General features: G+C 38.2%; 24 protein-coding genes. 20 read left to right on the top strand and 4 right to left on the bottom strand.

The annotated features are described in order from the left end of the window. Window positions 1-129: 129 nt before the first annotated feature. From rpoB to A3GU_RS0107915, 12 genes are all read left to right on the top strand, one after another. Window positions 130-3,699 carry a DNA-directed RNA polymerase subunit beta gene (gene rpoB, locus A3GU_RS0107970; protein WP_018367017.1) on the top strand — a complete coding sequence of 1,190 codons (3,570 nt, stop codon included), beginning with the start codon at window positions 130-132 and terminating at the stop codon, window positions 3,697-3,699. Between the two features lie 87 nt (window positions 3,700-3,786). Then, the gene (rpoC, locus tag A3GU_RS0107965; RefSeq protein ID WP_018367016.1) at window positions 3,787-7,407 is read left to right on the top strand and encodes a DNA-directed RNA polymerase subunit beta'; all 3,621 of its coding nucleotides are present in this window, start codon (window positions 3,787-3,789) and stop codon (window positions 7,405-7,407) included. Window positions 7,408-7,526: 119 nt separating this feature from the next. After that, the gene (locus A3GU_RS0107960) at window positions 7,527-7,892 is read left to right on the top strand and encodes a DUF1033 family protein (protein WP_018367015.1); all 366 of its coding nucleotides are present in this window, start codon (window positions 7,527-7,529) and stop codon (window positions 7,890-7,892) included. A gap of 81 nt (window positions 7,893-7,973) precedes the next feature. After that, window positions 7,974-8,915 carry a competence type IV pilus ATPase ComGA gene (gene comGA, locus A3GU_RS0107955; RefSeq protein WP_018367014.1) on the top strand — a complete coding sequence of 314 codons (942 nt, stop codon included), beginning with the start codon at window positions 7,974-7,976 and terminating at the stop codon, window positions 8,913-8,915. Continuing rightward, a complete protein-coding gene (comGB, locus tag A3GU_RS0107950) occupies window positions 8,797-9,882 on the top strand; it encodes a competence type IV pilus assembly protein ComGB (RefSeq protein ID WP_281167242.1) in 1,086 nt (361 codons plus the stop codon). The genes comGA and comGB overlap by 119 nt, the downstream gene beginning before the upstream one ends. After that, window positions 9,883-10,209, top strand: a complete 327-nt coding sequence (gene comGC, locus A3GU_RS0107945) for a competence type IV pilus major pilin ComGC (RefSeq protein ID WP_018367012.1) — start codon at window positions 9,883-9,885, stop codon at window positions 10,207-10,209. It begins immediately after the preceding gene. After that, window positions 10,169-10,597: a competence type IV pilus minor pilin ComGD gene (gene comGD, locus A3GU_RS0107940; RefSeq protein WP_026216491.1), complete on the top strand. Its 429-nt coding sequence runs from the start codon at window positions 10,169-10,171 to the stop codon at window positions 10,595-10,597. Before comGC ends, comGD begins: the two co-directional genes overlap by 41 nt. Then, on the top strand, window positions 10,569-10,868 hold the full coding sequence (comGE, locus tag A3GU_RS0107935) for a competence type IV pilus minor pilin ComGE (protein WP_018367010.1): 300 nt from the start codon (window positions 10,569-10,571) through the stop codon (window positions 10,866-10,868). The genes comGD and comGE overlap by 29 nt, the downstream gene beginning before the upstream one ends. Next, window positions 10,828-11,274 carry a competence type IV pilus minor pilin ComGF gene (gene comGF / locus A3GU_RS0107930; RefSeq protein ID WP_018367009.1) on the top strand — a complete coding sequence of 149 codons (447 nt, stop codon included), beginning with the start codon at window positions 10,828-10,830 and terminating at the stop codon, window positions 11,272-11,274. Before comGE ends, comGF begins: the two co-directional genes overlap by 41 nt. Beyond that, window positions 11,261-11,644 (top strand): competence type IV pilus minor pilin ComGG, encoded by a 384-nt coding sequence (gene comGG / locus A3GU_RS09770; protein WP_018367008.1) that lies wholly within the window; start codon window positions 11,261-11,263, stop codon window positions 11,642-11,644. The genes comGF and comGG overlap by 14 nt, the downstream gene beginning before the upstream one ends. A 44-nt stretch (window positions 11,645-11,688) precedes the next feature. After that, window positions 11,689-12,645, top strand: coding sequence for a class I SAM-dependent methyltransferase (locus tag A3GU_RS0107920; protein WP_018367007.1), 957 nt, complete (start codon window positions 11,689-11,691; stop codon window positions 12,643-12,645). Between the two features lie 55 nt (window positions 12,646-12,700). Beyond that, entirely contained in the window at window positions 12,701-13,897 is a 1,197-nt protein-coding gene (locus A3GU_RS0107915) for an acetate kinase (protein WP_018367006.1), read from the top strand. Window positions 13,898-14,117: 220 nt separating this feature from the next. Here A3GU_RS0107915 and A3GU_RS0107910 read toward each other — a convergent pair whose 3' ends face one another. Then, the gene (locus A3GU_RS0107910; RefSeq protein WP_018367005.1) at window positions 14,118-14,882 is read right to left on the bottom strand and encodes a CPBP family intramembrane glutamic endopeptidase; all 765 of its coding nucleotides are present in this window, start codon (window positions 14,880-14,882) and stop codon (window positions 14,118-14,120) included. Window positions 14,883-15,019: 137 nt separating this feature from the next. On the opposite strand from A3GU_RS0107910, the gene A3GU_RS0107905 reads away from it, so the two are divergent. Further along, entirely contained in the window at window positions 15,020-15,670 is a 651-nt protein-coding gene (locus A3GU_RS0107905; protein WP_018367004.1) for a CPBP family intramembrane glutamic endopeptidase, read from the top strand. A 100-nt stretch (window positions 15,671-15,770) separates the two neighbouring features. Here the strand turns inward: A3GU_RS0107905 and proC are convergent, their stop codons facing one another. Together proC and pepA are read right to left on the bottom strand one after the other, a co-directional pair. Further along, entirely contained in the window at window positions 15,771-16,541 is a 771-nt protein-coding gene (gene proC / locus A3GU_RS0107900) for a pyrroline-5-carboxylate reductase (protein WP_018367003.1), read from the bottom strand. 18 nt (window positions 16,542-16,559) lie between these two features. Further along, window positions 16,560-17,627: a glutamyl aminopeptidase gene (gene pepA, locus A3GU_RS0107895; protein WP_018367002.1), complete on the bottom strand. Its 1,068-nt coding sequence runs from the start codon at window positions 17,625-17,627 to the stop codon at window positions 16,560-16,562. Window positions 17,628-17,865: 238 nt separating this feature from the next. Between pepA and A3GU_RS0107890 the strand changes: the two genes are divergently transcribed. From A3GU_RS0107890 to A3GU_RS0107865, 6 genes are all read left to right on the top strand, one after another. Continuing rightward, window positions 17,866-18,150: a DUF4651 domain-containing protein gene (locus A3GU_RS0107890; protein WP_018367001.1), complete on the top strand. Its 285-nt coding sequence runs from the start codon at window positions 17,866-17,868 to the stop codon at window positions 18,148-18,150. After that, the gene (locus A3GU_RS0107885; RefSeq protein WP_018367000.1) at window positions 18,147-18,464 is read left to right on the top strand and encodes a thioredoxin family protein; all 318 of its coding nucleotides are present in this window, start codon (window positions 18,147-18,149) and stop codon (window positions 18,462-18,464) included. The genes A3GU_RS0107890 and A3GU_RS0107885 overlap by 4 nt, the downstream gene beginning before the upstream one ends. Before the next feature lie 19 nt (window positions 18,465-18,483). Beyond that, window positions 18,484-19,104, top strand: coding sequence for a YtpR family tRNA-binding protein (gene ytpR, locus A3GU_RS0107880; protein ID WP_018366999.1), 621 nt, complete (start codon window positions 18,484-18,486; stop codon window positions 19,102-19,104). Between the two features lie 240 nt (window positions 19,105-19,344). Beyond that, window positions 19,345-19,863, top strand: a complete 519-nt coding sequence (locus A3GU_RS0107875) for a Panacea domain-containing protein (RefSeq protein WP_018366998.1) — start codon at window positions 19,345-19,347, stop codon at window positions 19,861-19,863. Beyond that, window positions 19,845-20,666, top strand: coding sequence for a hypothetical protein (locus A3GU_RS0107870; RefSeq protein ID WP_018366997.1), 822 nt, complete (start codon window positions 19,845-19,847; stop codon window positions 20,664-20,666). Before A3GU_RS0107875 ends, A3GU_RS0107870 begins: the two co-directional genes overlap by 19 nt. A gap of 235 nt (window positions 20,667-20,901) precedes the next feature. Continuing rightward, the gene (locus tag A3GU_RS0107865) at window positions 20,902-21,297 is read left to right on the top strand and encodes a single-stranded DNA-binding protein (RefSeq protein WP_018366996.1); all 396 of its coding nucleotides are present in this window, start codon (window positions 20,902-20,904) and stop codon (window positions 21,295-21,297) included. A gap of 143 nt (window positions 21,298-21,440) precedes the next feature. On the opposite strand, the gene A3GU_RS09765 is transcribed toward A3GU_RS0107865, so the two are convergent. Then, on the bottom strand, window positions 21,441-22,391 hold the full coding sequence (locus A3GU_RS09765; protein WP_018366995.1) for a DNA/RNA non-specific endonuclease: 951 nt from the start codon (window positions 22,389-22,391) through the stop codon (window positions 21,441-21,443). A 554-nt stretch (window positions 22,392-22,945) separates the two neighbouring features. Between A3GU_RS09765 and A3GU_RS0107855 the strand changes: the two genes are divergently transcribed. Next, entirely contained in the window at window positions 22,946-23,875 is a 930-nt protein-coding gene (locus A3GU_RS0107855; RefSeq protein WP_018366994.1) for an albumin-binding GA domain-containing protein, read from the top strand. The last annotated feature ends 169 nt before the right edge of the window (window positions 23,876-24,044 follow it).

Raw genomic sequence — 24,044 nt, 5'->3', positions numbered from 1 at the left:
TGCCTATTTTTGCTTTAAAAAGATGTTGTTACATAAATTTAAAGATTCTAAAAATTCACATCAAGGACAAGTTATATAATAGACCTATTTGCACAATGCAAATGCTAAAAAGAAAAAGGAGCTAAAAACTTGGCAGGACATGAAGTTCGATACGGAAAACACCGTACACGTCGTAGCTTTTCAAGAATCAAAGAAGTTCTTGATTTACCAAATTTGATTGAAATTCAAACTGACTCATTCCAAGATTTTCTAGATGCTGGGTTAAAGGAAGTTTTTGAGGATGTACTTCCAATTTCTAACTTTACCGACACAATGGAACTTGAGTTTGTTGGTTATGAATTCAAGGAACCAAAGTACACACTCGAAGAAGCTCGTATTCATGATGCGAGTTACTCAGCACCAATCTTTGTGACTTTCAGATTAATCAACAAAGAAACTGGTGAAATTAAAACCCAAGAAGTCTTCTTTGGTGATTTCCCAATTATGACAGAGATGGGTACCTTCATCATCAATGGTGGTGAACGGATTATCGTTTCTCAGCTAGTTCGCTCTCCAGGTGTTTACTTTAATGACAAAGTAGATAAAAATGGAAAAATCGGCTATGGTTCAACAGTTATTCCTAACCGTGGTGCCTGGTTAGAATTAGAAACAGATGCCAAAGACATTGCCTACACTCGTATTGACCGTACACGTAAGATTCCCTTTACAACGCTAGTTCGTGCCTTAGGATTTTCTGGTGATGATGAAATTGTGGATATTTTCGGTGAAAGTGACCTCGTTCGCAATACTATCGAAAAAGATATCCACAAAAATCCAAGTGATTCAAGAACTGATGAAGCCCTTAAAGAAATCTACGAGCGTTTAAGACCAGGTGAACCTAAAACAGCTGATAGCTCACGTAGCTTATTGATTGCGCGCTTCTTTGATGCGCGTCGTTATGACTTGGCTGCTGTTGGTCGCTATAAAATCAATAAAAAACTAAACATTAAGAATCGTCTTTTGAACCAAATCATTGCTGAAAACCTTGTTGACAGTGAAACAGGGGAAATTCTGGTTGAAGCTGGAACAGAAATGACTCGTGATGTGATTGAATCTATTGAAGAACATCTTGACGGTGACCTTAATAAATTTGCCTACACACCAAATGACTATGCTGTTGTTACTGAGCCTGTTATTCTGCAAAAATTTAAGGTAGTTTCACCGATTGACCCTGATAAAGTAGTCACCTTAGTAGGAAATGCAAATCCAGATGACAAGGTTCGCGCTTTAACTCCAGCAGATATCTTGGCTGAGATGTCTTATTTCCTAAACCTTTCTGAAGGTATTGGAAAAGTAGATGACATTGACCACTTAGGTAATCGTCGTATTCGTGCTGTGGGTGAATTGCTTGCCAACCAATTCCGTATTGGTCTAGCTCGGATGGAGCGTAACGTGCGTGAGCGTATGTCTGTTCAAGATAACGATGCCTTAACGCCACAACAAATTATTAATATCCGTCCTGTTACAGCTGCTGTTAAAGAATTCTTTGGTTCTTCACAGCTATCACAGTTCATGGACCAACATAACCCTCTTTCTGAATTATCACATAAACGTCGTTTATCAGCCCTAGGACCTGGTGGATTGACTCGTGACCGTGCTGGTTATGAAGTACGTGACGTGCATTACACTCACTATGGTCGTATGTGTCCTATTGAAACACCAGAAGGACCAAACATTGGATTGATTAATAACTTGTCCTCATTTGGTCACTTGAATAAGTATGGATTTATCCAAACTCCTTACCGTAAGGTTGACCGTCAAAATGGTGTTGTAACCAATGAGATTGTCTGGTTAACTGCAGATGAAGAAGATGAATATACAGTTGCACAGGCAAATTCTAAATTAAATGAAGACGGCACTTTCGCAGAAGAAATTGTCATGGGTCGTCATCAAGGTAATAACCAAGAATTTGCAGCAAGCTCTGTTGACTTTGTCGACGTATCACCAAAACAAGTAGTTGCCGTTGCGACAGCATGTATTCCTTTCTTAGAAAACGATGACTCAAACCGTGCCCTCATGGGTGCCAACATGCAACGTCAGGCTGTGCCATTGATTGATCCTAAGTCACCATTTGTTGGTACTGGTATGGAATATCAAGCAGCCCACGATTCAGGAGCTGCTGTTATCGCTCAGCATGATGGTAAGGTCGTCTTCTCAGATGCTGAAAAGGTTGAAGTTCGTCGTGAAGATGGTTCGCTTGATGTTTACCATATCACAAAATTCCGTCGTTCAAACTCAGGGACAGCCTACAACCAACGTACCCTGGTTAAAGTTGGTGATACCATCGAAAAAGGCGACTTTATCGCTGATGGCCCATCTATGGAAAACGGGGAAATGGCTCTTGGACAAAACCCAGTTGTTGCCTACATGACATGGGAAGGTTACAACTTTGAGGATGCTGTTATCATGAGTGAACGTCTGGTTAAAGAAGACGTTTATACCTCAGTTCACTTAGAAGAATTTGAATCAGAAACACGTGATACAAAGCTTGGACCTGAAGAAATTACCCGTGAAGTACCAAATGTCGGTGAAGAAGCCCTTAAAGATTTAGATGAAATGGGTATTATCCGCATTGGTGCCGAAGTTAAAGAAGGCGACATCCTAGTTGGTAAAGTAACTCCTAAAGGAGAAAAAGACCTATCTGCTGAAGAACGCCTATTACATGCTATCTTTGGTGATAAATCACGCGAAGTACGTGATACCTCTCTACGTGTTCCTCACGGTGGTGACGGTATTGTTCGTGACGTGAAAATCTTTACCCGTGCTAATGGTGATGAATTACAATCTGGCGTTAACATGCTAGTGCGTGTCTACATTGCCCAAAAACGTAAAATCAAGGTCGGTGATAAAATGGCCGGTCGTCACGGAAACAAGGGTGTCGTATCCCGCATTGTTCCTGTTGAAGATATGCCTTACCTACCAGACGGAACACCCGTTGATATCATGTTGAACCCACTTGGGGTGCCATCTCGTATGAACATCGGACAAGTTATGGAACTTCACTTAGGTATGGCTGCACGTAACCTTGGTATTCATATTGCAACGCCTGTCTTTGATGGTGCTACAGCTGAAGACCTTTGGGAAACAGTTACAGAAGCTGGTATGGACTCAGATGCTAAAACAGTTCTGTATGATGGCCGTACCGGAGAACCTTTTGATAACCGTGTCTCAGTTGGTGTCATGTACATGATTAAACTTCACCACATGGTTGATGATAAACTTCATGCCCGCTCAGTAGGACCTTACTCACTTGTTACCCAACAACCCCTTGGTGGTAAAGCACAATTTGGTGGACAACGTTTTGGTGAGATGGAGGTTTGGGCCCTTGAAGCTTATGGTGCTTCTAATGTTCTTCAAGAAATCTTGACCTACAAATCTGATGATGTCAATGGCCGTTTGAAAGCCTATGAAGCCATCACAAAAGGTAAACCAATTCCAAAACCAGGTGTGCCAGAATCATTCCGAGTTCTTGTCAAAGAATTACAATCACTTGGTCTTGACATGCGTGTTCTTGATGAAGATGATAATGAAGTAGAACTTCGCGACCTTGACGAAGGTGAAGATGACGATGTTATGCACGTTGATGATTTAGAAAAAGCGCGCGAAAAACATGTTGAAAAACCAAGTATAGTCACTCAAGTAACTGAAGATAATTTATAAAATCTTAGGAAACAAGCTAATTTACTAGTCTAGAGCTTTTTAGCTCTAGTTGCTGGTATGTTGTTAAATCGAAGAAAGGTAAAACTAGTGGTTGACGTAAATCGTTTTAAAAGTATGCAAATCACATTAGCCTCACCAAGCAAAGTCCGTTCATGGTCTTATGGTGAAGTTAAAAAACCTGAAACAATCAACTACCGTACATTGAAACCTGAACGTGAAGGCCTATTTGATGAAGTCATTTTTGGCCCAACAAAAGACTGGGAATGTGCGTGTGGAAAATATAAACGTATCAGATATAAAGGAATCGTCTGTGACCGTTGTGGTGTAGAAGTAACCCGTGCTAAAGTGCGTCGTGAACGCATGGGACATATTGAATTAAAAGCTCCAGTCTCACATATCTGGTACTTCAAGGGAATTCCATCTCGTATGGGCTTAACTCTTGATATGAGCCCACGTGCTCTGGAAGAAGTCATCTATTTTGCGGCCTATGTTGTCATTGACCCAATGGATACTCCTCTTGAACCAAAATCACTCCTAACAGAACGTGAATACCGTGAAAAAGTTCAAGAATATGGCTATGGCTCATTTGTTGCTAAAATGGGTGCCGAGGCTATTCAAGACCTCTTGAAACGTGTAGACTTACCAGCTGAAATTGCTGAATTAAAAGAAGAACTTAAGTCTGCATCAGGACAAAAACGTATCAAAGCAGTTCGCCGCTTAGACGTCTTAGATGCTTTCCATAAATCAGGCAATAAACCTGAATGGATGGTACTTAACATCTTGCCAGTTATTCCACCGGATTTACGTCCTATGGTCCAATTGGATGGTGGTCGTTTTGCAGCCTCTGACTTGAATGATCTTTATCGCCGCGTTATTAACCGTAATAACCGTCTAGCACGTTTGTTGGAATTGAATGCTCCAGGAATCATTGTTCAGAATGAAAAACGGATGCTTCAAGAAGCAGTAGATGCCCTAATTGACAATGGTCGCCGAGGTCGTCCAATCACAGGACCAGGTAGTCGTCCGCTAAAATCCTTAAGTCACATGCTTAAGGGTAAACAAGGTCGTTTCCGTCAAAACTTACTTGGTAAACGTGTAGACTTCTCAGGCCGTTCCGTTATTGCTGTTGGTCCAACCCTTAAAATGTATCAATGTGGGGTTCCACGTGAGATGGCTATCGAGCTCTTCAAACCCTTTGTTATGCGTGAAATTGTTGCCCGTGAATTTGCTGGTAACGTTAAAGCAGCAAAACGGATGGTTGAACGTGGTGACGAACGCATCTGGGACATTTTAGAAGATGTTATCAAAGAACACCCAGTACTACTTAACCGCGCACCTACCCTACACAGACTAGGTATTCAGGCCTTTGAACCTGTTCTTATTGACGGTAAAGCATTACGTCTTCACCCACTTGTCTGTGAAGCTTACAATGCCGACTTTGATGGGGACCAAATGGCCATCCACGTTCCTCTTTCAGAAGAAGCACAAGCTGAAGCACGTTTGCTAATGCTTGCCGCGGAACATATCCTTAACCCTAAAGATGGAAAACCTGTTGTTACGCCTTCACAGGACATGGTTTTAGGAAACTATTACCTAACAATGGAAGATGCCGGACGCGAAGGCGAAGGCATGATCTTCAAGGACAAGGACGAAGCTGTTATGGCTTATCAAAATGGTCTAGTTCACTTGCACAGCCGTGTTGGTATAGCTGTTGATAGCATGCCTAATAAGCCTTGGAAAGACAGCCAAAGACATAAAATTATGGTTACCACAGTTGGTAAGATCCTCTTTAATGACATCATGCCAGAAGATCTTCCTTACTTGCAAGAACCAAATAATGCTAACTTAACTGAAGGAACTCCAGATAAATACTTCCTTGAACCTGGTCAAGAAATTCAAAACTTAATAAATAGTCTTGAAACCAATGTCCCATTCAAGAAGAAAAATCTTGGTAATATTATCGCAGAAACCTTTAAACGTTTCCGTACAACAGAAACCTCAGCCTTTCTTGACCGTTTGAAAGACTTAGGTTACTACCATTCAACACTGGCAGGTTTAACCGTTGGTATAGCTGATATTCCAGTTATTGATAACAAGGCTGAAATTATTGAAGCAGCCCACCATCGTGTTGAAGAAATTAACAAGGCCTTCCGTCGTGGTCTGATGACTGAAGATGATCGCTACATTGCTGTTACAACAACTTGGCGTGAAGCTAAAGAAGCCCTTGAAAAACGTCTGATTGAAACACAAGATCCTAAGAACCCAATTGTTATGATGATGGACTCAGGAGCTCGTGGTAATATCTCAAACTTCTCACAGCTTGCTGGTATGCGTGGTCTGATGGCTGCGCCTAATGGACGCATCATGGAATTACCAATCCTTTCAAACTTCCGTGAAGGTTTGACTGTTTTGGAAATGTTCTTCTCAACCCATGGTGCCCGTAAAGGTATGACTGATACAGCCCTTAAAACGGCCGACTCAGGTTACCTTACTCGTCGTCTGGTTGATGTTGCCCAAGACGTTATCATCCGTGAAGATGACTGTGGAACTGATCGTGGTCTACTTGTCAAAGCCATCACTGATGGTAAAGAAGTTACTGAAACACTTGAAGAACGCTTACAAGGTCGTTACACACGTAAATCAGTTAAACACCCTGAAACTGGTGAAATTATCATTGGTGCTGACCAATTAATTTCTGAAGACAAGGCTCGCAAAATTGTTGAAGCTGGCGTTGAAGAAGTTACTATTCGTTCTGTATTTACCTGTGCAACACGCCATGGTGTCTGCCGTCACTGTTATGGTATCAACCTAGCAACAGGTGATGCTGTTGAAGTTGGTGAAGCAGTCGGAACAATTGCCGCACAATCTATCGGTGAACCTGGTACCCAGCTTACAATGCGTACCTTCCATACCGGTGGTGTTGCTTCAAATACCGACATCACTCAAGGTCTTCCACGTATCCAAGAAATCTTTGAAGCACGTAACCCTAAAGGGGAAGCTGTTATCACTGAGGTCAAAGGTAGAGTTGTTGATATTGAAGAAGATGCTTCAACACGTACTAAGAAAGTTTATGTTGAAGGTCAAACTGGTAAAGGCGAATACGTGGTACCATTTACAGCACGTATGAAGGTTGAAGTTGGAGATGAGGTAAACCGTGGAGCTTCTCTTACAGAAGGTTCTATCCAACCAAAACGCTTGTTAGAAGTTAGAGATACACTTTCTGTAGAAACTTACCTATTAGCTGAGGTTCAAAAAGTTTACCGTAGCCAAGGGGTAGAAATCGGTGACAAGCACGTTGAAGTTATGGTTCGCCAAATGCTTCGTAAAGTACGTGTCATGGATCCAGGTGACACAGAACTACTTCCAGGTACCTTACTTGATATTGCTGACTTCACAGAAGCTAACAGAGACATTGTTATCTCAGGTGGTATTCCAGCAACATCTCGTCCAGTACTTATGGGAATTACCAAGGCTTCCCTTGAAACCAATTCCTTCTTATCAGCTGCATCCTTCCAGGAAACAACACGTGTCCTTACAGATGCTGCAATCCGTGGTAAGAAAGACCATCTTCTTGGGCTTAAAGAAAATGTTATTATCGGTAAAATCATCCCAGCAGGTACTGGTATGGCACGCTACCGCAACATTGAACCACAAGCCATTAATGAAGTGGAAATTATCGAGGCACCAAGCCTCACAGAAGAAGTATAAGTTACAAAACTTCCTCCCCAAAAGAGCCTTCGGGCTCTTTTTTGTGTCTTATGAGCAGATGTTTTTAAAAAAGGTTTCTATTTGTATATAATAGGCTTAAAGAAGAGGTAAGAACTAACATGTATCAAGTAATAAAAATGTATGGAGATTGGGAACCCTGGTGGTTTATTGAAGGCTGGCAAGAAGATATCGTCTTAGAAGAAGAGTTTGAAGACTGGCAGGAAGCCTTGGATTTTTACCAAAAAGAATGGCAGAGCTTACAAGACGAATACCCTAGTTACCATAGCCAGAAAAATTTCCTAGCTACCTTCTGGACAAAGTCGGAAGCCAGATGGTGTGAAGATTGCGATGATGAACTGCAACAATTCCATTCCATCCTCTTACTCGAAGACAAAGATATCGTTCCAAAAGAAAAGTATATCCTAAGCTATGAACAAAGAAACGACACCATAACCCCTCCTTATACATGTAAATTAAAATTCTAACCTTAAACAAAAAAATAAAGAAAAAGAGTTAAGTTGAAAAAACTTAGCTCTTTTTTCGAATAAAAAAGTAAGGAGGTTGAAATGATACCAGAATTAGGAAAATATATTATCAGTAAAGCCAATTCTTTGCAGGTCCAAGATATTTATATTTTACCTCATGGCTTAGAATATCACGTAATACTACGATCTGGAGACCAAAGTCAAACCAGTGATATCTTTGACAAAGAAAAGGCAGCCAACCTGATTAGCCACTTTAAATTTGTAGCTGGTATGAATGTCGGTGAAAAAAGACGTAGTCAGTTGGGGGCCTGTGATTATCCACTTGATGACAAGCAAAAAATATCCTTAAGATTATCAAGTGTTGGTGACTATCGAGGTCTTGAAAGTCTAGTTATTCGTCTTTTATATAGCAGTCAAAAAGACTTAAATTACTGGTTTAAGGATGATGAAAAACTAGCTCAGCAACTTGGAGGACGAGGACTTTACCTCTTTTCAGGACCAGTTGGCTCTGGAAAAACCAGCCTTATGCACCAGCTAATTGCTCAACAAACAAGAGAAAAGCAAGTTATTACCATTGAGGATCCTGTGGAGATAAAAAATGACCAGCTCCTTCAATTGCAGGTCAATGAAAGTATCGGGATGACCTACGATCAGCTTATAAAACTCTCTTTGCGGCATCGACCTGACCTCCTTATTATTGGAGAAATCCGAGATAGCAAAACTGCCAAGGCAGTTATCAGAGCCAGCTTAACGGGAGCGATGGTCTTTTCTACCATCCATGCCAAAAGCATCCCTGGAGTTTATGCCAGATTGCTAGAGTTAGGCATCCAAAAAGAGGAAATCAAAAATACACTAACCCTAGTAACGTACCAAAGACTTATTGCCCAAGGAGGACTCATAGATTTTGCAAGCAAGGACTTCCAAAACCACACCCATCAAGAGTGGAACCAAAAAATTGATAGCCTTCTTAAAGAAGGACATCTCACTGAGACCCAAGCGGAGTTTGAAAAAATTACCCTTTAAAAAACAATATCAATTAATCCAACTTTTTCATAACCTCATAGCAAGTGGCTTTAATTTAGCAGAAATGGTAGCCTTTCTAGAAAAAAGTAACCTTTTAGAAAAAATCTACCTAGAAAGAATGACAAGTGATTTATTAAACGGTTATAGTCTGGCTCAAATGATTAGCCGTTTAGGCTATTCAGATGCAATTGTCACCCAGCTTAGCCTGGCTGATAGTCATGGAAATACTGAAACTTGCCTAAAAAAAATTGAAAATTATCTGGAAAACCTCTCCTATCTCAGGAAAAAAACACTTGAAATAATCACCTATCCCCTCATCTTGCTTTCTTTTTTAATGGTTATCATGCTAGGCTTGCGCCACTATTTACTTCCCCAAATGGAGCAAAACAATGGCTTAACATTTTTCTTGACTTATTTTCCAAGCTTTTGCTTTATTTTTATACTTTTCTTGCTTCTAATAGGCCTTACTTTTTATCTGAGGTGGCAGAAGTATCCTCGTATGAAGCAAATCAAGCAGTACAGCAGATTGCCCCTGATAGGGACTTATATCAGCCTTTATATGACAGCCTATTATGCCAGAGAATGGGGCAACCTCATTGGTCAAGGATTAGATTTAGCAACCATCTTGCAGGTCATGCTAAAGGAAAAATCATATTTAATGCAAGAAATGTGCAAGGACTTGCAGCAATCCCTCATGGCAGGAACATCCTTTTCAAAGACGATTGCTAGCTATCCCTTTTTTAAAAAGGAGTTAAGCCTGATGATTGAATATGGGGAAATAAAATCTAAACTAGGTCAGGAACTTGAAATCTATGCTCAGGTCAGTTGGGAGAGGTTTTTTCGGAAACTCTTGCAGGCAACCCAGTTCATTCAACCCCTTATCTTCTTATTCGTAGCAGTCATTATTGTCATGATTTATGCTGCTATGCTTTTACCCATGTATCAAATAATCGGAGGAAATATGTAAATGAAAACTTATCTTATCAAAAGCAAAAAGAGTCTAGTCTCTGGATTCACTTTACTAGAAATGTTAATGGTGATTCTCATCATTAGTGTGCTCATGCTCTTGTTTATCCCTAATTTAAGCAAACAAAAGGCCAAGGTGGCAGAGGCTGGCAATGCTGCTGTTGTTAAAATTGTTGAGAGCCAAGCCGACATCTACGAATTAAACCAAGGCAGTCGCCCCACTTTAACTCAACTTGTCCAGAATGGGAGCTTAAATGACAAACAAGTAAAGGCCTATCAAGACTATTATGCTAAAAATAAAAAACAGACTCGTCAGGTACAAGATTAAAGCCTTTACCCTTGTGGAAAGTCTTATCTGCCTTTTTATCGTCACTTCAATGATTATCCTTTTATCAAGCCCTCTGACAACTATTTACCCTAAGATTGAAGCCAGCTTATTTTTTATTGATTTTGAACAGTTTTATCGGACTAGTCAAAAATTAAGCGTCTTACAGCAAGAGGAAGGCTATCTAGAATTTGATGATCAGAGTATTCGTTTTGGCAAGCGACAGTTAAGAGTTCCAAAACATATAAAAGTAGTCTACAGAAATAAGATTAAATTAAATAAAATAGGAGGTAATCATTCATTGGCAAAAATTCAATTTCAAACAGCTAAAGAAATTGTTACCTATCAATTACATTTAGGGAGTGGAACATATCAAAAAACAAGGAGTTAAGGCCTATATCTTACTAGAAAGTTTGTTTGCTTTAGCAATTTTAATCTTCATTGTAAGTGTCTTACTAGCAGCTTTTAAGGAAAATCAGGCCTTCATAAACCATGCTAGACATAAGGAGGAAGTCCTAACAGCTGCCTTAATGGCTGTCCAAACAAACCAAGAATCACTGACTATAAATGGCTGTCAGATTCAGGTGATTAGGAGTCAAGATGATATTAGGATTATCGAAAATGGCAAAGAAATATTTACAGTTGAAATTAGTCAGCCTTAAGGCTTTTACCCTGTTAGAGTGTTTAATAGCCTTAGTGCTTATTTCAGGAGTATTATTGGTTTATCAGGGCCTAAGCCATGCAGTATTTAGTAATATAGCCTATTTGAAACCAAGTGACCAGGACAGGTGGCTCTTATTTTCCCATCAATTACGAGCAGAATTCATGGGAGCTCAGCTAGAAAAAGTTAAGCACAATAAAATTTACCTCTTAAAAAATGGCAAGGAAATAGCCTTTGGTTTAAGCAAAAAGAAGGATTTTAGGAAAAGCTCTGCCAAGGGTTATGGCTATAATCCCATGTTACTAGACTTAGCGGATGCTTCTATCAGTGCCCAAGAAGAAAAAGTGACTATAAAAATAAGCTGGAAAAGTGGCTTAGTGAGGTATTTTATCTATGATTTTAAGTAAAAGAGTAAGGGCAGGGGTCTTGCTCTATGCAATCTTAATGGCTGCTGTCTTTACCTTAATGCTTCAGAGCTATCTGACTCATCTTAATGATTTTAAAAAAGAATACAAGGCTCATCTAGCTTATAGCAAGGCCCATTTGCTAGCAGAAATCTTAAGGAAAAAAGAGCTAAAGCAGGAAGGACAGGTAGATTTTAATGGAGGACAATCAAGTTATCAGAGAAAAGAACAAGTCCTAGAGGTATCAGTTGCAATAGGTGACCACTATCAATATCAGTTTCAATACCCATACCCCAAAGAAGCTCAAAAAGAGGCTCAAAAAGAAGCTAAGATGCCAGCAAGTGATTCTCAAAAGGACAAAAATTACAAATAGAAGAGATTCTTTCTTTTTAGACTTTATTTTGTTATGATAGGTGCATGGATTTTGAAAAAATTGAAAAAGCCTACGAGCTTATATTAGAAAATAGTCAAAAGATTGAAACAGACTTAAAAACTCACATTTATGATTCCTTAATAGAGCAGAATGCTTATTATTTGGGAGCAAAAGGTCCCAATCAAACAATTGAAGAAAATAATAAAAACTTACGGTTATTGAATCTGACTAAAGAAGAATGGCGCAGAGCCTTCCAATTTGTTTTTATCAAGATAGCCCAAACACAGAAGTTACAGGCCAATCATCAATTTACGCCAGATAGCCTAGGATTTCTGATCTTGTTCTTGATTGAGACCCTGGATTCTTCAGAGTCTTTACAGCTACTTGAGATTGGTAGTGGTACAGGAAATCTTGCTCAGACAATCCTTAATAATACTTGTCGAGACCTTGATTATTTAGGTATCGAAGTGGACGACCTTTTGATTGACTTATCAGCAAGTATCGCTGAAATAATGGAATCATCTGCTCATTTTGTACAAGGAGATGCCGTTAGACCACAGCTCTTAAAAGAAAGTCAGCTAATTATTAGTGACCTACCAGTGGGATTTTATCCTGAGGATAAAATTGCTAAACGTTATCATGTTTTTTCTGAAAAAGAGCATACCTTTGCACATCATTTACTAATGGAGCAGTCTTTAAAGTATTTAAAAGAAGGTGGTTTTGCTATTTTCCTTGCTCCTAGAAATCTTTTTGAGACTTCACAAAGCGACTTACTAAAAGGCTGGCTAAAAGACTATGCGCAGGTGAGGGCTGTTATTACCCTACCGGAGACCCTTTTTGGTCATCCATCTAATGCAAAATCAATCATTATTTTACAAAAACATTCAGAAAAAAGAAGTGAAACATTCGTTTACCCCATCAAAGACTTACAATCTCCTGACAATATTCGTCATTTCATGGAGGAGTTCAAAAAATGGAAACAAGATAATGTTTTTTCATAACATTTTTGATATAATAAGGTAGTATTACAGAAAACGATTCCAAGAGAGGTAAAACATGTCGAAAACAATTGCAATTAATGCTGGTAGTTCAAGTCTTAAATGGCAACTTTATCAAATGCCTGAAGAAAAAGTTCTTGCACAAGGTATTATTGAACGTATTGGATTAAAAGATTCTATTTCAACTGTAAAATTTGATGGTAATAAAGAAGAAGAAATTTCTGATATTCCTAATCATACAGAAGCAGTAAAGATTTTATTAAACGATTTAATTCATTTTAATATTATTTCTTCTTATGATGAAATTACAGGTGTAGGTCACCGTATCGTTGCTGGTGGTGAATATTTCAAGGAATCTGTCTTGGTTAATGACCAAGTTGTTGAGCAAGTTGAAGAATTATCTGCCTTAGCTCCATTACATAATCCAGGTGCAGTAGCTGGAATTCGCGCTTTTCGCAATTTACTTCCAGATATTACTAGTGTTTGCGTCTTTGACACATCTTTCCATACAACTATGGAAAAACATACTTACCTATATCCAATTCCACAAAAATACTACACTGATTACAAGATTCGTAAATATGGAGCACATGGAACAAGCCATAAGTATGTAGCCCAAGAAGCTGCAAAAATGCTAAATCGTCCTTTAGAAGAATTAAAATTAATCACAGCCCATATAGGCAATGGTGTCTCTATTACAGCTAACCGTTATGGTAAATCTGTTGACACTTCTATGGGATTCACACCACTTGCAGGTCCTATGATGGGAACCCGTTCAGGTGATATCGATCCAGCTATCATTCCTTATATCATTGCTAATGATCCTGAAATGAAAGATGCTGCAGATGTTGTTAATATGCTTAACAAAAAATCTGGTCTTGGTGGTGTATCAGGTATCTCAAGTGATATGAGAGATATTGAAGCTGGCCTAGAAGCTGGTAATCAAGATGCTATTTTAGCCTATGAAATCTTTGTTGACCGTATTAAAAAATTCATCGGTCAGTACTTTGCTGTCCTAAATGGAGCAGATGCTTTAGTCTTTACAGCTGGTATGGGTGAAAATGCACCCTTAATGCGTCAAGATGTTATTGCTGGCCTATCGTGGTTTGGTATTGAAATTGACCCAGAGAAAAACGTTTTCGGCTACCGTGGAGACATTTCAACACCAGATTCAAAAGTAAAAGTACTCGTTATTTCAACTGATGAAGAATTGTGTATTGCACGTGACGTAGAACGTCTAAGACATAAAAATTAAACTGACCTAAGTAAGCTCCTAGGATAAAAGCATAAGTAAAGCAAATGTCTAGCATGCTTGTGTTTTTCCTTTGTAATTTACCGAGGTAGACTAAAAAACAGCTCTTTGTTAACCATTTAAATTAACAAAGAGCTGTTTTGCTAGCAGAGTAAGTGAGCATAGGAATATCCTCAGCTCAGCCTAAGAAGTCTCATTTTTAGCGACTAGCTTAGAAAAAGAGTCAGTACTTATTTTCTGAGCTAAAATACTTATTTCCTTGACTATCTGGTTTTTTAAAGGCTTGATGTGTAAACCATAAGAGTGGTAGCATCATGACTAATCTTAGAATAAATTCCACCTCAACTAATTTCATAATTGGGGCATTAACCAGACTATTCACAAGAAGTAGGTAATCATATAAAAAATGATAGATAATTAAAGGAATGAGTGATCTACCTTGGAGGTAAATAGCAGCAAAAAATAGTCCTGCAATAAAGGTATTTACCAATTGCCCTGATACAGCATAGAATGGCTCACCCCCCAGTATGTTAACAGCATGAAGTAGTGAAAATGCTACTGAACTAATCAAAATAGCTTTGATAGCTGAATATCGCTTTATCAGATTATTTAGCATAAATCCCCTAAAGAGGACTTCTTCTGAAAAACCAACTAAGATTGTGGTCATCATTAACTTGAGAATTGTCATAGCATCTTTAGCGAAGGGATTAGCAAGTAGATGAATGATAAGGATTGCACCCATAACTAGTAGTGACGGGATAAACCAAGGTGTGATGCGAAAATCTTTTAAGCGAACAATAGGTGTTTCTTTCTTATAGACCCAAAGTGCATAAAAGCTCAAAATCACCTCAAAGAAAAAGAGGAGATGACCAAAACCAATGTCTTGGTAGCGATAGTGAAAAATATGTAGAATAGCTGCATTAGCAATAGCCATAATAAAGATATAACCAACTACTTTTAGTAAAAATGACTCTTTTTTAAGTTTCATAAGGAGACCTTCCTAATAAAAATTGTGTATTTTGTAACAATAAATCTGATGTAACACAAATATTATTAAAAGTAAAACCTTTCTTACAAAGTGAACAAGACAATCTTGACTATAACAAACGCATCTAGGAGAATAAAATGAATAAAATATTAAATAAAGTAAAGTGGATTTTACTAGTTTTTGCCATCGTAGTAGTTGAACAATCAGCCTTGTTACTTCTAAAAGGCTCCCAATCTGTAGGAAAATTAAGTCTGGTTATCCTCCTTATGCTTGCTATCAGCTTGGGAACATGGCTCATTGCTAAAAAAGTAGGACTTCTTTATAAGAAAGAAGATGATCAAAAACACAGTGCCCCTTTTTGGATTGGTATGGGTCTTCTAGGCGTGACCCTTGTTAAAATACTGGGTGGAATTATTCTTGTCCTACAAAATGGCAATGGAAAAACACTCAATCAAGACACCTTGAATGGAATATTGCTTAACCCTGTTTTACTGATTGTTTTGCTTAGCATTGTGGCACCCATTGTCGAAGAGACAGTTTTTAGAGGACTTTTGATGGGAAAGGTTTTTAATCACCGTTCTATCCCAGGCCTCATTATCAGCAGTTTCCTCTTTGGTCTCCTGCACAGTCCAACAGACATAGGTTCTTGGGTCATCTACGGAGGTACTGGCCTTCTGCTTGGCTTTGTCTACTATAAAACCAATAAATTAAGTTACACCATGGGTATCCATTGCCTTAGCAACAGCCTTGCTGCTCTCTTCATGATAGCCTCAACCCTTCTCAAATAAAAAACTCTGAAAGTTTTGAACTGCCACCCAAGCCCTAGATCTTTATCTAATTTTTTGGCACAGCGCAATGCTTTCAGAGTTTTTAAGTCTTATTGACTTTTTACAATTGTTTTGCTTTTTCGATGGTTTTGTCAATAGCAGAGCTGATAGCATGGCTTAGACCCTGAGCTTCAAGCTCCATCAGACCAGTAATAGTTGTCCCGCCAGGGCTACAAATCTTATCAATTAAATCATTGGGCTTTTCCTGACCTGCTAACAGTTGTTGGGCACTGGCTTGGACAGTCTGGCTAATAATCTCTAAAGCCTTATCCTTTGGTAGACCATTTTTAAGGCCAGCCATAGCCATTGCTTCTATAAAGAGGTAAATGTAAGCAGGACTTGACCCAGCCAAAGCAGTGAAGGTGTCAAAATCTTTCTCAGCAATCTCAAACGTTTTCCCGAAACTATCAGTCATTTCCTTGACAGACAATAATAAGGCATGGTCAACCAAGCCATTGTAACAAAGACCAGTCGTACTTTTTAAAATCTGTGCATTCATATTAGGCATAATCCTAAAAAGGGGCAAATTCTGACCAACTAATTCTTCAAGTCTTGCTAAGCTAATGCCAGCAGCTATCGACATAAGGGGTTGATGAAATTGCAAATCCTGCAAGACGGACTCAAACATCTGTGGCTTAATGCCCAAGATAATAAAGTCGGTTTGGTCAATCAATGCTTGGTGCGACTCAGCATAGGCTAATCCCAATTGCTCGGCTATTTCTTTAGAGCGTTCCAGTGATGAGCCGGAAATGATAAGCTCATGTGATGTTTCTTTTAAGCCTTGGATAATAGCGCTAGCCATTTTCCCGACGCCAATAAATCCTATTTTCATAGTTTACTCCTAAAATCTTTAGTAATTTTTGATGAGATCAACTGTTGATCGGTCTAGTTTTTTCACAATAGCTTGTAAGAAGGCCTGTGCTTGTAGAAAATCGTCCATGGCATAGAGGCTTTGATGTGAGTGAATATAGCGAGCGCAGACCCCAATAGTTGTAGAGGGAATCCCACCATTTTGAAGGTGCGCAGCACCAGCATCAGTTCCGCCCTTGCCACAGTAATACTGGTACTTAACCCCAGCTTCTTCAGCAGTTGTAAGAAGGAAATCACGCATATCTTTTAACATGATATGGCCTGGATCGTAGAAGCGAATCAGGGTTCCATCACCAATAGCTCCCTGATTACCATTAATATCGCCAGCAGGTGAACAGTCAACTGCAAAAAAGAGTTCAGGGTCAAATGTTCCAGCAGAAGCATGAGCACCCCGTAGACCAACCTCTTCTTGAACATTAGCCCCAGCAATTAGGGTGTTGTCTAGGGTATGATCTTTTAGGTTTTCTAATAATTCAGTCACCATAAGAATCCCATAACGGTTATCCCAGGCCTTGGAAATCACATTCTTTTTATTAGCTGTAAGGATGGTTTCTGTTTGAGGAACAATAATATCACCAGGAGTCACCCCAAAGCTCTCAGCTTCAGCCTTATCTGAAAAACCAGCATCAAAGATAATATCGTCAACAGAAGGCAGTTGAGATGCACCATTGCCAGACCGTAAAAAATGAGGGGGTACTGAACCTGAAATAAGAGGGATAGCCTGACCTTGTCTGGTGTACAGGGTGAAGCGTTGTGAGCTCACAACAAGGGAATTCCAGCCACCAATTCCAACAACACCCAGGCTGCCATTAGCATTAATGTGGCTGACCATAAAACCAACTTCATCCATATGGGCTGCTACAAGAATGCGGGGTGCATTTTCAGTCTTACTTTCTTTAATGCCAAAAATCCCTCCCAGACCATCTGTTTCCACTCGGTCGACTAGGGGTGTTATTTTGTGGCGTAGAAAATCTCGCACAGGATGTTCATAGCCAGCTATGGCATCTAATTCGGTTACTTCTTTAATTTTTGCAAACAAGTCTGTCATTAAACTTCTCCAATCATGAATCTTGCTAAACTTGCCTAAGAATAGCACTTTAATAGGCATTCTTATGGCCTACAGGCTTTTGAATTCTAACAGTTCCAAGCCCTCTATCATTTCTATTTTATCATTTTTAGAGCCTTCTGGCTATTTTGCTTGGGTAATCTAGCTATCTAGCTTGCAGTAAAAAACTATCCTTTCTAGCGCTAGCTTATTTCCCCTACTTTATGATAAAATGAGAGGTATGAATAAAAACAAGTATAAGAGCCTTTCAAAGTTGCTTGGTCTGTCTGCTTTTATGGTGACAGCTCTGGTGTTTAAGGAGAAATATCAAGATTATCAAAAAACTAAGATGATAGCTGAAATTAGGCAATTTTTTTCAGAAATAGGAGCTATTTCTGTGCTCTATATTAACGAAGCGCAATCAGATGCCTCCTGTGTCAGAGGTGGGATTGTCATGGCTGATGATAGAGAATTTAGCTTTAGCTATCAAAAAGGGGACCTTACCTATCAGGAGGAGACAAAATGATTATTCCAAAGTCATATGAAGAATTGGCAGAAGTGATTGACAAGGAGCAGAAAGTCCTTCTCTTTTTTACGGCTGATTGGTGCCCAGACTGTCAGTCTATCTATCCCGTCATGCCCGAAATAGAAGCAGAAAACCCTGACTTGACCTTTGTCAAAGTAGACAGAGATGACTTTATGGATTTAGCTCAAAAATGGGATATTTTTGGGATTCCAAGTTTTTTAGTCCTTGAAAAAGGCCAAGAAGTAGGGCGTTTAGTCAACAAATTAAGAAAAACAAAGGCTGAAATCAACCAATTTTTAGCTGCTTATAAGTAATTACAGAAAAGGAAATAAGATGATTTTTGCATATAATAAGGAACAAGTCGGAGATGTCTTAATGGTCATTTTGACAGATAAGAAAGAAGTCAAAAAAACTGTTGAGAGAAAAGGAAAAGTAGCGCGTGTCTATGACCAAGAAAGTGGAAAAACCCTAGCTTGGAATATTTTTGAAGCCTCTACTCTCATCTCACTCCAAGGAAAAGGCCAAGTCTTCCCTAGCCCAGCCGACATCCAAGTCCTAAACCAAGAACTTGCCAAAGAAGGCTTCCAAGAAGAACTAAGTACTACAAAAGAACCCGTCTTTCTAGTTGGCCAAATTGTAGACATGAAAGCCCATCCAGACAGCGACCACCTCAACATCTGCCAAGTTGCCATAGGTCAAGAAAAGCCCATCCAAATCGTCGCTGGCGCGCCCAATACTGCGCTGGGTCTGAAAACAATAGTAGCCCTACCAGGCGCAATGATGCCAAGTGGAAACCTTATTTTCCCAGGTAAACTTCGTGGCCAAGACAGTTATGGCATGATGTGCTCCCCTCGAGAATTAGCCCTAGCAAATGCCCCTCAAAAACGAGGCATTATTGAACTAGCCGATTCAGCACAAGTAGGAGAAGCTTTTGATCCTGAAAAACACTGGTAAGCCTAAAACCACTTTAGAAAACCAAAACGTTTGAGACATTCAAGTCCCAAACGTTTTTTTAAAAATTTTTACTCAAAACCTCTAATTTTGAGTTTGTATGTCGAATATATAAGTAGGAGGGTAAAAAGGAATAAACAGCTAGGGAAAATAAGCTTTTACATGATAAAAAAATAAAGGCAAGAAAATTTAGATGAGATAGATATGATATAATTAATTAAGAAAAAAGGGGGTGTTCTTATAATGCATGCATTATTTGTTGCAAACTATATCATTGAATATTCAAATAAAAAAGGTTATGACATTAATAATTTAAAATTGCAAAAGTTGTTATACTTCGTCAATGTCAGAAATATTCTTGAAAATGGTCGTCCTTTATTTGAAGAAAGTATGGAAAAATGGCAATACGGACCAGTTGTCCCAAACGTTTACCATGAGTATAAGCGATTTGGTGCTTTTTCTATAACAACTGATAAGATGATTAGAGAGTATATAGAATTTACTTCAAAGCCCTTTAATTTAGAGATTACTGAATATGATTCTGAAAAAGTAGACAATAAAGAGTTAATTAAGTCTACTATTGATGCCTTTTCTAGCTTTGGCTCACTTGAACTTGTTGATATAACTCACACACATGAACCTTGGCAAAAAGATGAAGCTAGTATCAAGAGGGGGATAAAAGGAATCACGTATACTATTGAAGAAATTATGGATTATTTTAAAAATCATCCAGAGGAGCAACTATGGGCTCTATCCCCTTAAAGATTATTGATTTATTATTAGATGATATTATCGAAGATTACTATAATCCTATTGAGAAAAAAATATTAAATACTTATTATTTATACTTAATTGATAGAGATCTGACTATTCCATATGATAAAATTGCAGAATATGTCTACCAAAATGAAAAAAGTAACGAAAATAATGAAATACTGAATTTGAAAATTAATGCTATTATTTCTAGATTTCAAGGTAATTCAGAAGACAAAAAAGTTTTAGAAAAAAATCTTGATAAAATTAAAAATAATTATACCCTTTCTCAAATTCAGAAAGAATTTATTATAGATAATACAAAAAAAGCACATAATTCCCTAGAAAAGTTTAAGCGTACCGCACTTAATTTAGAGCGGCAAACAAAAGAAATAGAAGCTAATACCTATAAGGTAGCAAAGGAAATAGATAGCTTTAAAACTACTAAGTCTGAAATATACACCGATTTTATAGCTATTCTTGGTGTTTTTTCAACCTTTGTTTTTGTGATGTTTGCTGGTATTAATATAGCAAGAGCTATATTTGATATTGGTAATGATTTACAAACCATGGATTTATCAAGGATGATTACCATAGCTAGTCTCATGATGATTGGGATGCTAATACTTATGTATTCTTTGCTTCTTTGGCTTGCAAGTATAACGGGTAAAGATTTCGGAAGATGTCCTAGTGAAGGATGTGTAAGTAATGCTTGCTCTAATGTCAAACATATATTTTCTCGGCATAGTTTTTTCTTTGGTATACTAATTTTATTAACAGTGATTTCTATGATTAGCCATTTATTCTTTTAGTGTATAAACTGATCAGGAACAAAAAGATGTCATTTTAGAAATACATTACCATTTAGCTCTATGAAATTAATCAGCCTATAGAAAAGCCAACAAGGATAGTTTTCTCTTAGTCAGAATGCTATACTTGTTGGCTTTTTATGTGTAGTGTCAGACTTTTTTCCAAATTCTTGTTATTTTTTTACTTAAAATCTGTAAACTGAAATTTTTTCTCGGATATATAAGTAGGAGGATAAAAATGTACAATAAAGTTATTATGATTGGTAGAATGGTTGCCGATCCAGAGTTAATTAAAACCCCAAAGGATAAGTCAGTTTGTCGAGTTTCTTTGGCTGTTAATAGGCGTTATAAAAATGCTGATGGTGAGAAGCAGGTAGATTTTATCAATCTAGTTCTCTGGGGAAAGCTAGCTGAGACCTTAGTCTCTTATGCTAGCAAGGGAAGTTTGCTCTCTCTAGATGGTGAACTTAGAACCAGAAAGTATGAAAAAGAAGGTCATACCACTTTTGTGACAGAAGTGCTCTGCCAGTCTTTTCAACTATTAGAGAGCCGAGCGCAACGCGCCATGCGAGAAAACAATCTGGCTAATGATTTAGCTGATTTATTGCTAGAAGAAGATGAGCTTCCCTTTTAAAAAGAGAAGCTCATCAATAGATTATTAGCTTTAAGTCATCTTCAAGCCTTTACTAACTTCCACTGGTAAAAGTTTGAGGGTGAAGGATTTTATCTTGCAAGGATTCTGCTTGATCTTAGCTTGGGTTTAGTTCTTTTAATATCTTAGGCTGCTGCTCTTAGTTCGACATCAACTGCTTGGTACTGGACGGAGTCGTCAACAGAGTCGTTAGCTTTCAAGCCCGGCACATTTAAGAGGCCGCCAGTTTGATAGTTGATGTTAAAGCCATTGGCGCTATTAAAGACTCTAGCAGTTTCGTTAATGGCTCCGTCAGATGAAAGGGCAGAAACTAGAACATAGCGTGGTAGGAGCTCATTGCCAAGGTAGACTGGGCGGGCTCTGTAGTAAACAAAAACGGAAGGGTTTCTATTAATGTAATCATAAACCTTAGCTTCTAGGTACTGCATGCCACCTCTGCGATCGTTGTTGCCGACGTTTTGTGTGCGGGTACCTGTGATAAGGTTATTTCTAAAGGCACGTCCACCTAAGCTGTCAGCGATTAAGTGGCTGCGGTCAAAAAGGTAACCATTGTGGACTCTGCCATTGCTTAGGAAGATGCTTCCAGTTAGATTATTAGGGAGACGTTTAACTTTTCTTGGACTATGTTTATAATCAGCTTCACGAGCTGGTGCACCGGTATCTTTAAAGGAATAAGAATACCAACCACTTGGTTCAGGATTACTTTCCCATTTTTTACGATAGCCGGCTGCCATATCGATCATGTCCTTAGTGATGACACCAAAGGCTTGGCCAGATCTGCCATAACCATCTAAGACACTGTACTGAATATCTGAAACTGTGACCCGTTTGGTGCTTCTACCACTGTTGTTATAAACTTTTTCAGTAGTTGTATAGATTTTAGGAAATTCTGCAGGGTTGATGTTGGCTGAACCTTCAACACGGTAATAGTTGGGGTATTGCCCTATTGTCCATACAGGGCTTGGATCTTGAGCGTGTACTATATCAGGTGTGGTTAATGAACCGATACCCAAGCATAGACTAACGAGAGTCATCAAAAGAGAAGAAAAGTGGAATTTTTTAAAATTTCTAGGCATATCATGGCCCTCCTTATTCATTTTTTATATATTCTACTAAAAAATTGAATTTTAGTCTAATAATAGTTACTGAAAAATAATAAAAAGTTCACTTTTAGACAATTTAAACCTAAATATAAGCTCATAAAGTTCTTAAAAAGCCCCCAAAAAGCAATATTAGGGAACTTTTAGTTAGTAAAAGTTCAAAAATAAGAAATTAAGTCTAAGTTAGGAGATTCTTATTTTAAAAAAATATTAATAATCTTTCTCATGGCAATCTGTAAATGAGAAGAGTAAATCTTTTAATTATCTTGCTAATATTTAGAGGAAAGAAAAAAATTTTAATAATTATTAGTTATTAGCATCACTAAATAAAGTAAAAAACCTTGATAATAGCTATTTTCAAGGTTTTTTCTCTATTGTTGAATTTAAAAAAGGCATTAAGAAAAAATAATATTTTAATTTAACCTTAAGGCTTGACATTAAAAGGATGAGAAATTATAATTAAAAGAGTAGGATAGCATTATGAACATTAAAAGGTTCATAATATTTTTTCATAATTAAAGGGGAAACAGATGAAAAACAAACACATCAAGTCATATTTGACAAAATCAGTTATCGGACTTGCTTCCGTATCAGCAGCAGCTCTTATGGCAAGTACTATGGCAACTAATGTAAGTGCTGATTCAGTAACAGATAAAGCATATGCAGAGAAAGTTGCTGCTATTAATGCTTTTAATGAAGCGGCAGCTATGTTAGAAGATATGGTTCCAGGATCATTTTTGTACAATGAAACTAAGATGACAATTGGTTATGATGCTAAAAAAGCTGAAGCTGAAGCTAAAACGAAAGCTTACGAAGAAGCTGTTAAGGCTCTACCTAACTTCAGAACTGAAAAGAAAGCTGCTGATGATTTAGCGGCTGCTGCAGAAGCTGAAAAAGATTCAGCTATCACTGCTGAAGAAGAAGCTGTTGATGCTTGGGAAGCTGCTGCTAAGGCAGCCCAACTTGAAAAAGCTAAAGAGGCAGCTCTTAAAGAGTTAGATGAAGCTGGTGCAAGTGATTTCTTCAAAAACTTAATTAGCAAAGCTAATACAGTAGAAGGTGTAGAATCACTTAAGGCTGATGTTTTAGCAGCACTTGTAAAATCTGAAGACGAAGAACCTGAAGAAGATTCAGTACCAATGACACCATTAACTCCAGCTGAGCCAGTTGAAGAAGATGAAGACACAGTTCCAATGATGCCATTAACACCGGCTCAACCAACAGAAAAATCAGAAACTACTGACAAAGTAGAAAAAACTGAAACACCAGCACCTAAAACAAGTGTAAAAGCAGAAGAAGCTATGGCTTCTAAAGCTGCTGACAAGCAAGAAGCTAAAAAAGAAGTGGCTCAACTTCCAGCAACTGGTGACCAAACGAACCCATTCTTCACAGTAGCAGCCCTATCAATTATGGCAAGTGCTGGCCTAGCAACAGTAGCAGGCAAACGTAAAAAAGACTAAGCTAACAAAATAGCTAACAGTCTATCATTATCTTAGAAAATCTAAAGTATTTTTAGGATAGAGTTACAAGAAGACAAAAAGAGGACCTTAAGTGTCCTCTTTTTTGTAAGCTTATAAAGTCAAAATCTCCCACATCAAAAACCCCTCTTTGCAAGTTTTATCCTGTAAA

Origin of the sequence: Streptococcus didelphis DSM 15616 (genome assembly GCF_000380005.1) — a bacterium.
Classification (GTDB): domain Bacteria; phylum Bacillota; class Bacilli; order Lactobacillales; family Streptococcaceae; genus Streptococcus; species Streptococcus didelphis.
Note: the sequence above shows the minus strand (reverse complement) of the source record. Positions and strands in the feature narration are given on the sequence as shown.

What these genes read in the sequence shown, in the direction of transcription:
- proC (WP_018367003.1), bottom strand. Translation starts at nt 16,541, where the DNA reads ATGAAAATAGGATTTATTGGCGTCGGGAAAATGGCTAGCGCTATTATC.
- A3GU_RS0107960 (WP_018367015.1), top strand. Translation starts at nt 7,527, where the DNA reads ATGTATCAAGTAATAAAAATGTATGGAGATTGGGAACCCTGGTGGTTT.
- comGG (WP_018367008.1), top strand. Translation starts at nt 11,261, where the DNA reads ATGATTTTAAGTAAAAGAGTAAGGGCAGGGGTCTTGCTCTATGCAATC.
- comGC (WP_018367012.1), top strand. Translation starts at nt 9,883, where the DNA reads ATGAAAACTTATCTTATCAAAAGCAAAAAGAGTCTAGTCTCTGGATTC.
- A3GU_RS0107915 (WP_018367006.1), top strand. Translation starts at nt 12,701, where the DNA reads ATGTCGAAAACAATTGCAATTAATGCTGGTAGTTCAAGTCTTAAATGG.
- A3GU_RS0107905 (WP_018367004.1), top strand. Translation starts at nt 15,020, where the DNA reads ATGAATAAAATATTAAATAAAGTAAAGTGGATTTTACTAGTTTTTGCC.
- A3GU_RS0107910 (WP_018367005.1), bottom strand. Translation starts at nt 14,882, where the DNA reads ATGAAACTTAAAAAAGAGTCATTTTTACTAAAAGTAGTTGGTTATATC.
- A3GU_RS0107865 (WP_018366996.1), top strand. Translation starts at nt 20,902, where the DNA reads ATGTACAATAAAGTTATTATGATTGGTAGAATGGTTGCCGATCCAGAG.
- A3GU_RS0107885 (WP_018367000.1), top strand. Translation starts at nt 18,147, where the DNA reads ATGATTATTCCAAAGTCATATGAAGAATTGGCAGAAGTGATTGACAAG.
- comGA (WP_018367014.1), top strand. Translation starts at nt 7,974, where the DNA reads ATGATACCAGAATTAGGAAAATATATTATCAGTAAAGCCAATTCTTTG.
- ytpR (WP_018366999.1), top strand. Translation starts at nt 18,484, where the DNA reads ATGATTTTTGCATATAATAAGGAACAAGTCGGAGATGTCTTAATGGTC.
- comGF (WP_018367009.1), top strand. Translation starts at nt 10,828, where the DNA reads ATGGCAAAGAAATATTTACAGTTGAAATTAGTCAGCCTTAAGGCTTTT.
- A3GU_RS0107870 (WP_018366997.1), top strand. Translation starts at nt 19,845, where the DNA reads ATGGGCTCTATCCCCTTAAAGATTATTGATTTATTATTAGATGATATT.
- A3GU_RS0107920 (WP_018367007.1), top strand. Translation starts at nt 11,689, where the DNA reads ATGGATTTTGAAAAAATTGAAAAAGCCTACGAGCTTATATTAGAAAAT.
- A3GU_RS09765 (WP_018366995.1), bottom strand. Translation starts at nt 22,391, where the DNA reads ATGCCTAGAAATTTTAAAAAATTCCACTTTTCTTCTCTTTTGATGACT.
- A3GU_RS0107890 (WP_018367001.1), top strand. Translation starts at nt 17,866, where the DNA reads ATGAATAAAAACAAGTATAAGAGCCTTTCAAAGTTGCTTGGTCTGTCT.
- A3GU_RS0107875 (WP_018366998.1), top strand. Translation starts at nt 19,345, where the DNA reads ATGCATGCATTATTTGTTGCAAACTATATCATTGAATATTCAAATAAA.
- pepA (WP_018367002.1), bottom strand. Translation starts at nt 17,627, where the DNA reads ATGACAGACTTGTTTGCAAAAATTAAAGAAGTAACCGAATTAGATGCC.
- A3GU_RS0107855 (WP_018366994.1), top strand. Translation starts at nt 22,946, where the DNA reads ATGAAAAACAAACACATCAAGTCATATTTGACAAAATCAGTTATCGGA.
- comGD (WP_026216491.1), top strand. Translation starts at nt 10,169, where the DNA reads ATGCTAAAAATAAAAAACAGACTCGTCAGGTACAAGATTAAAGCCTTT.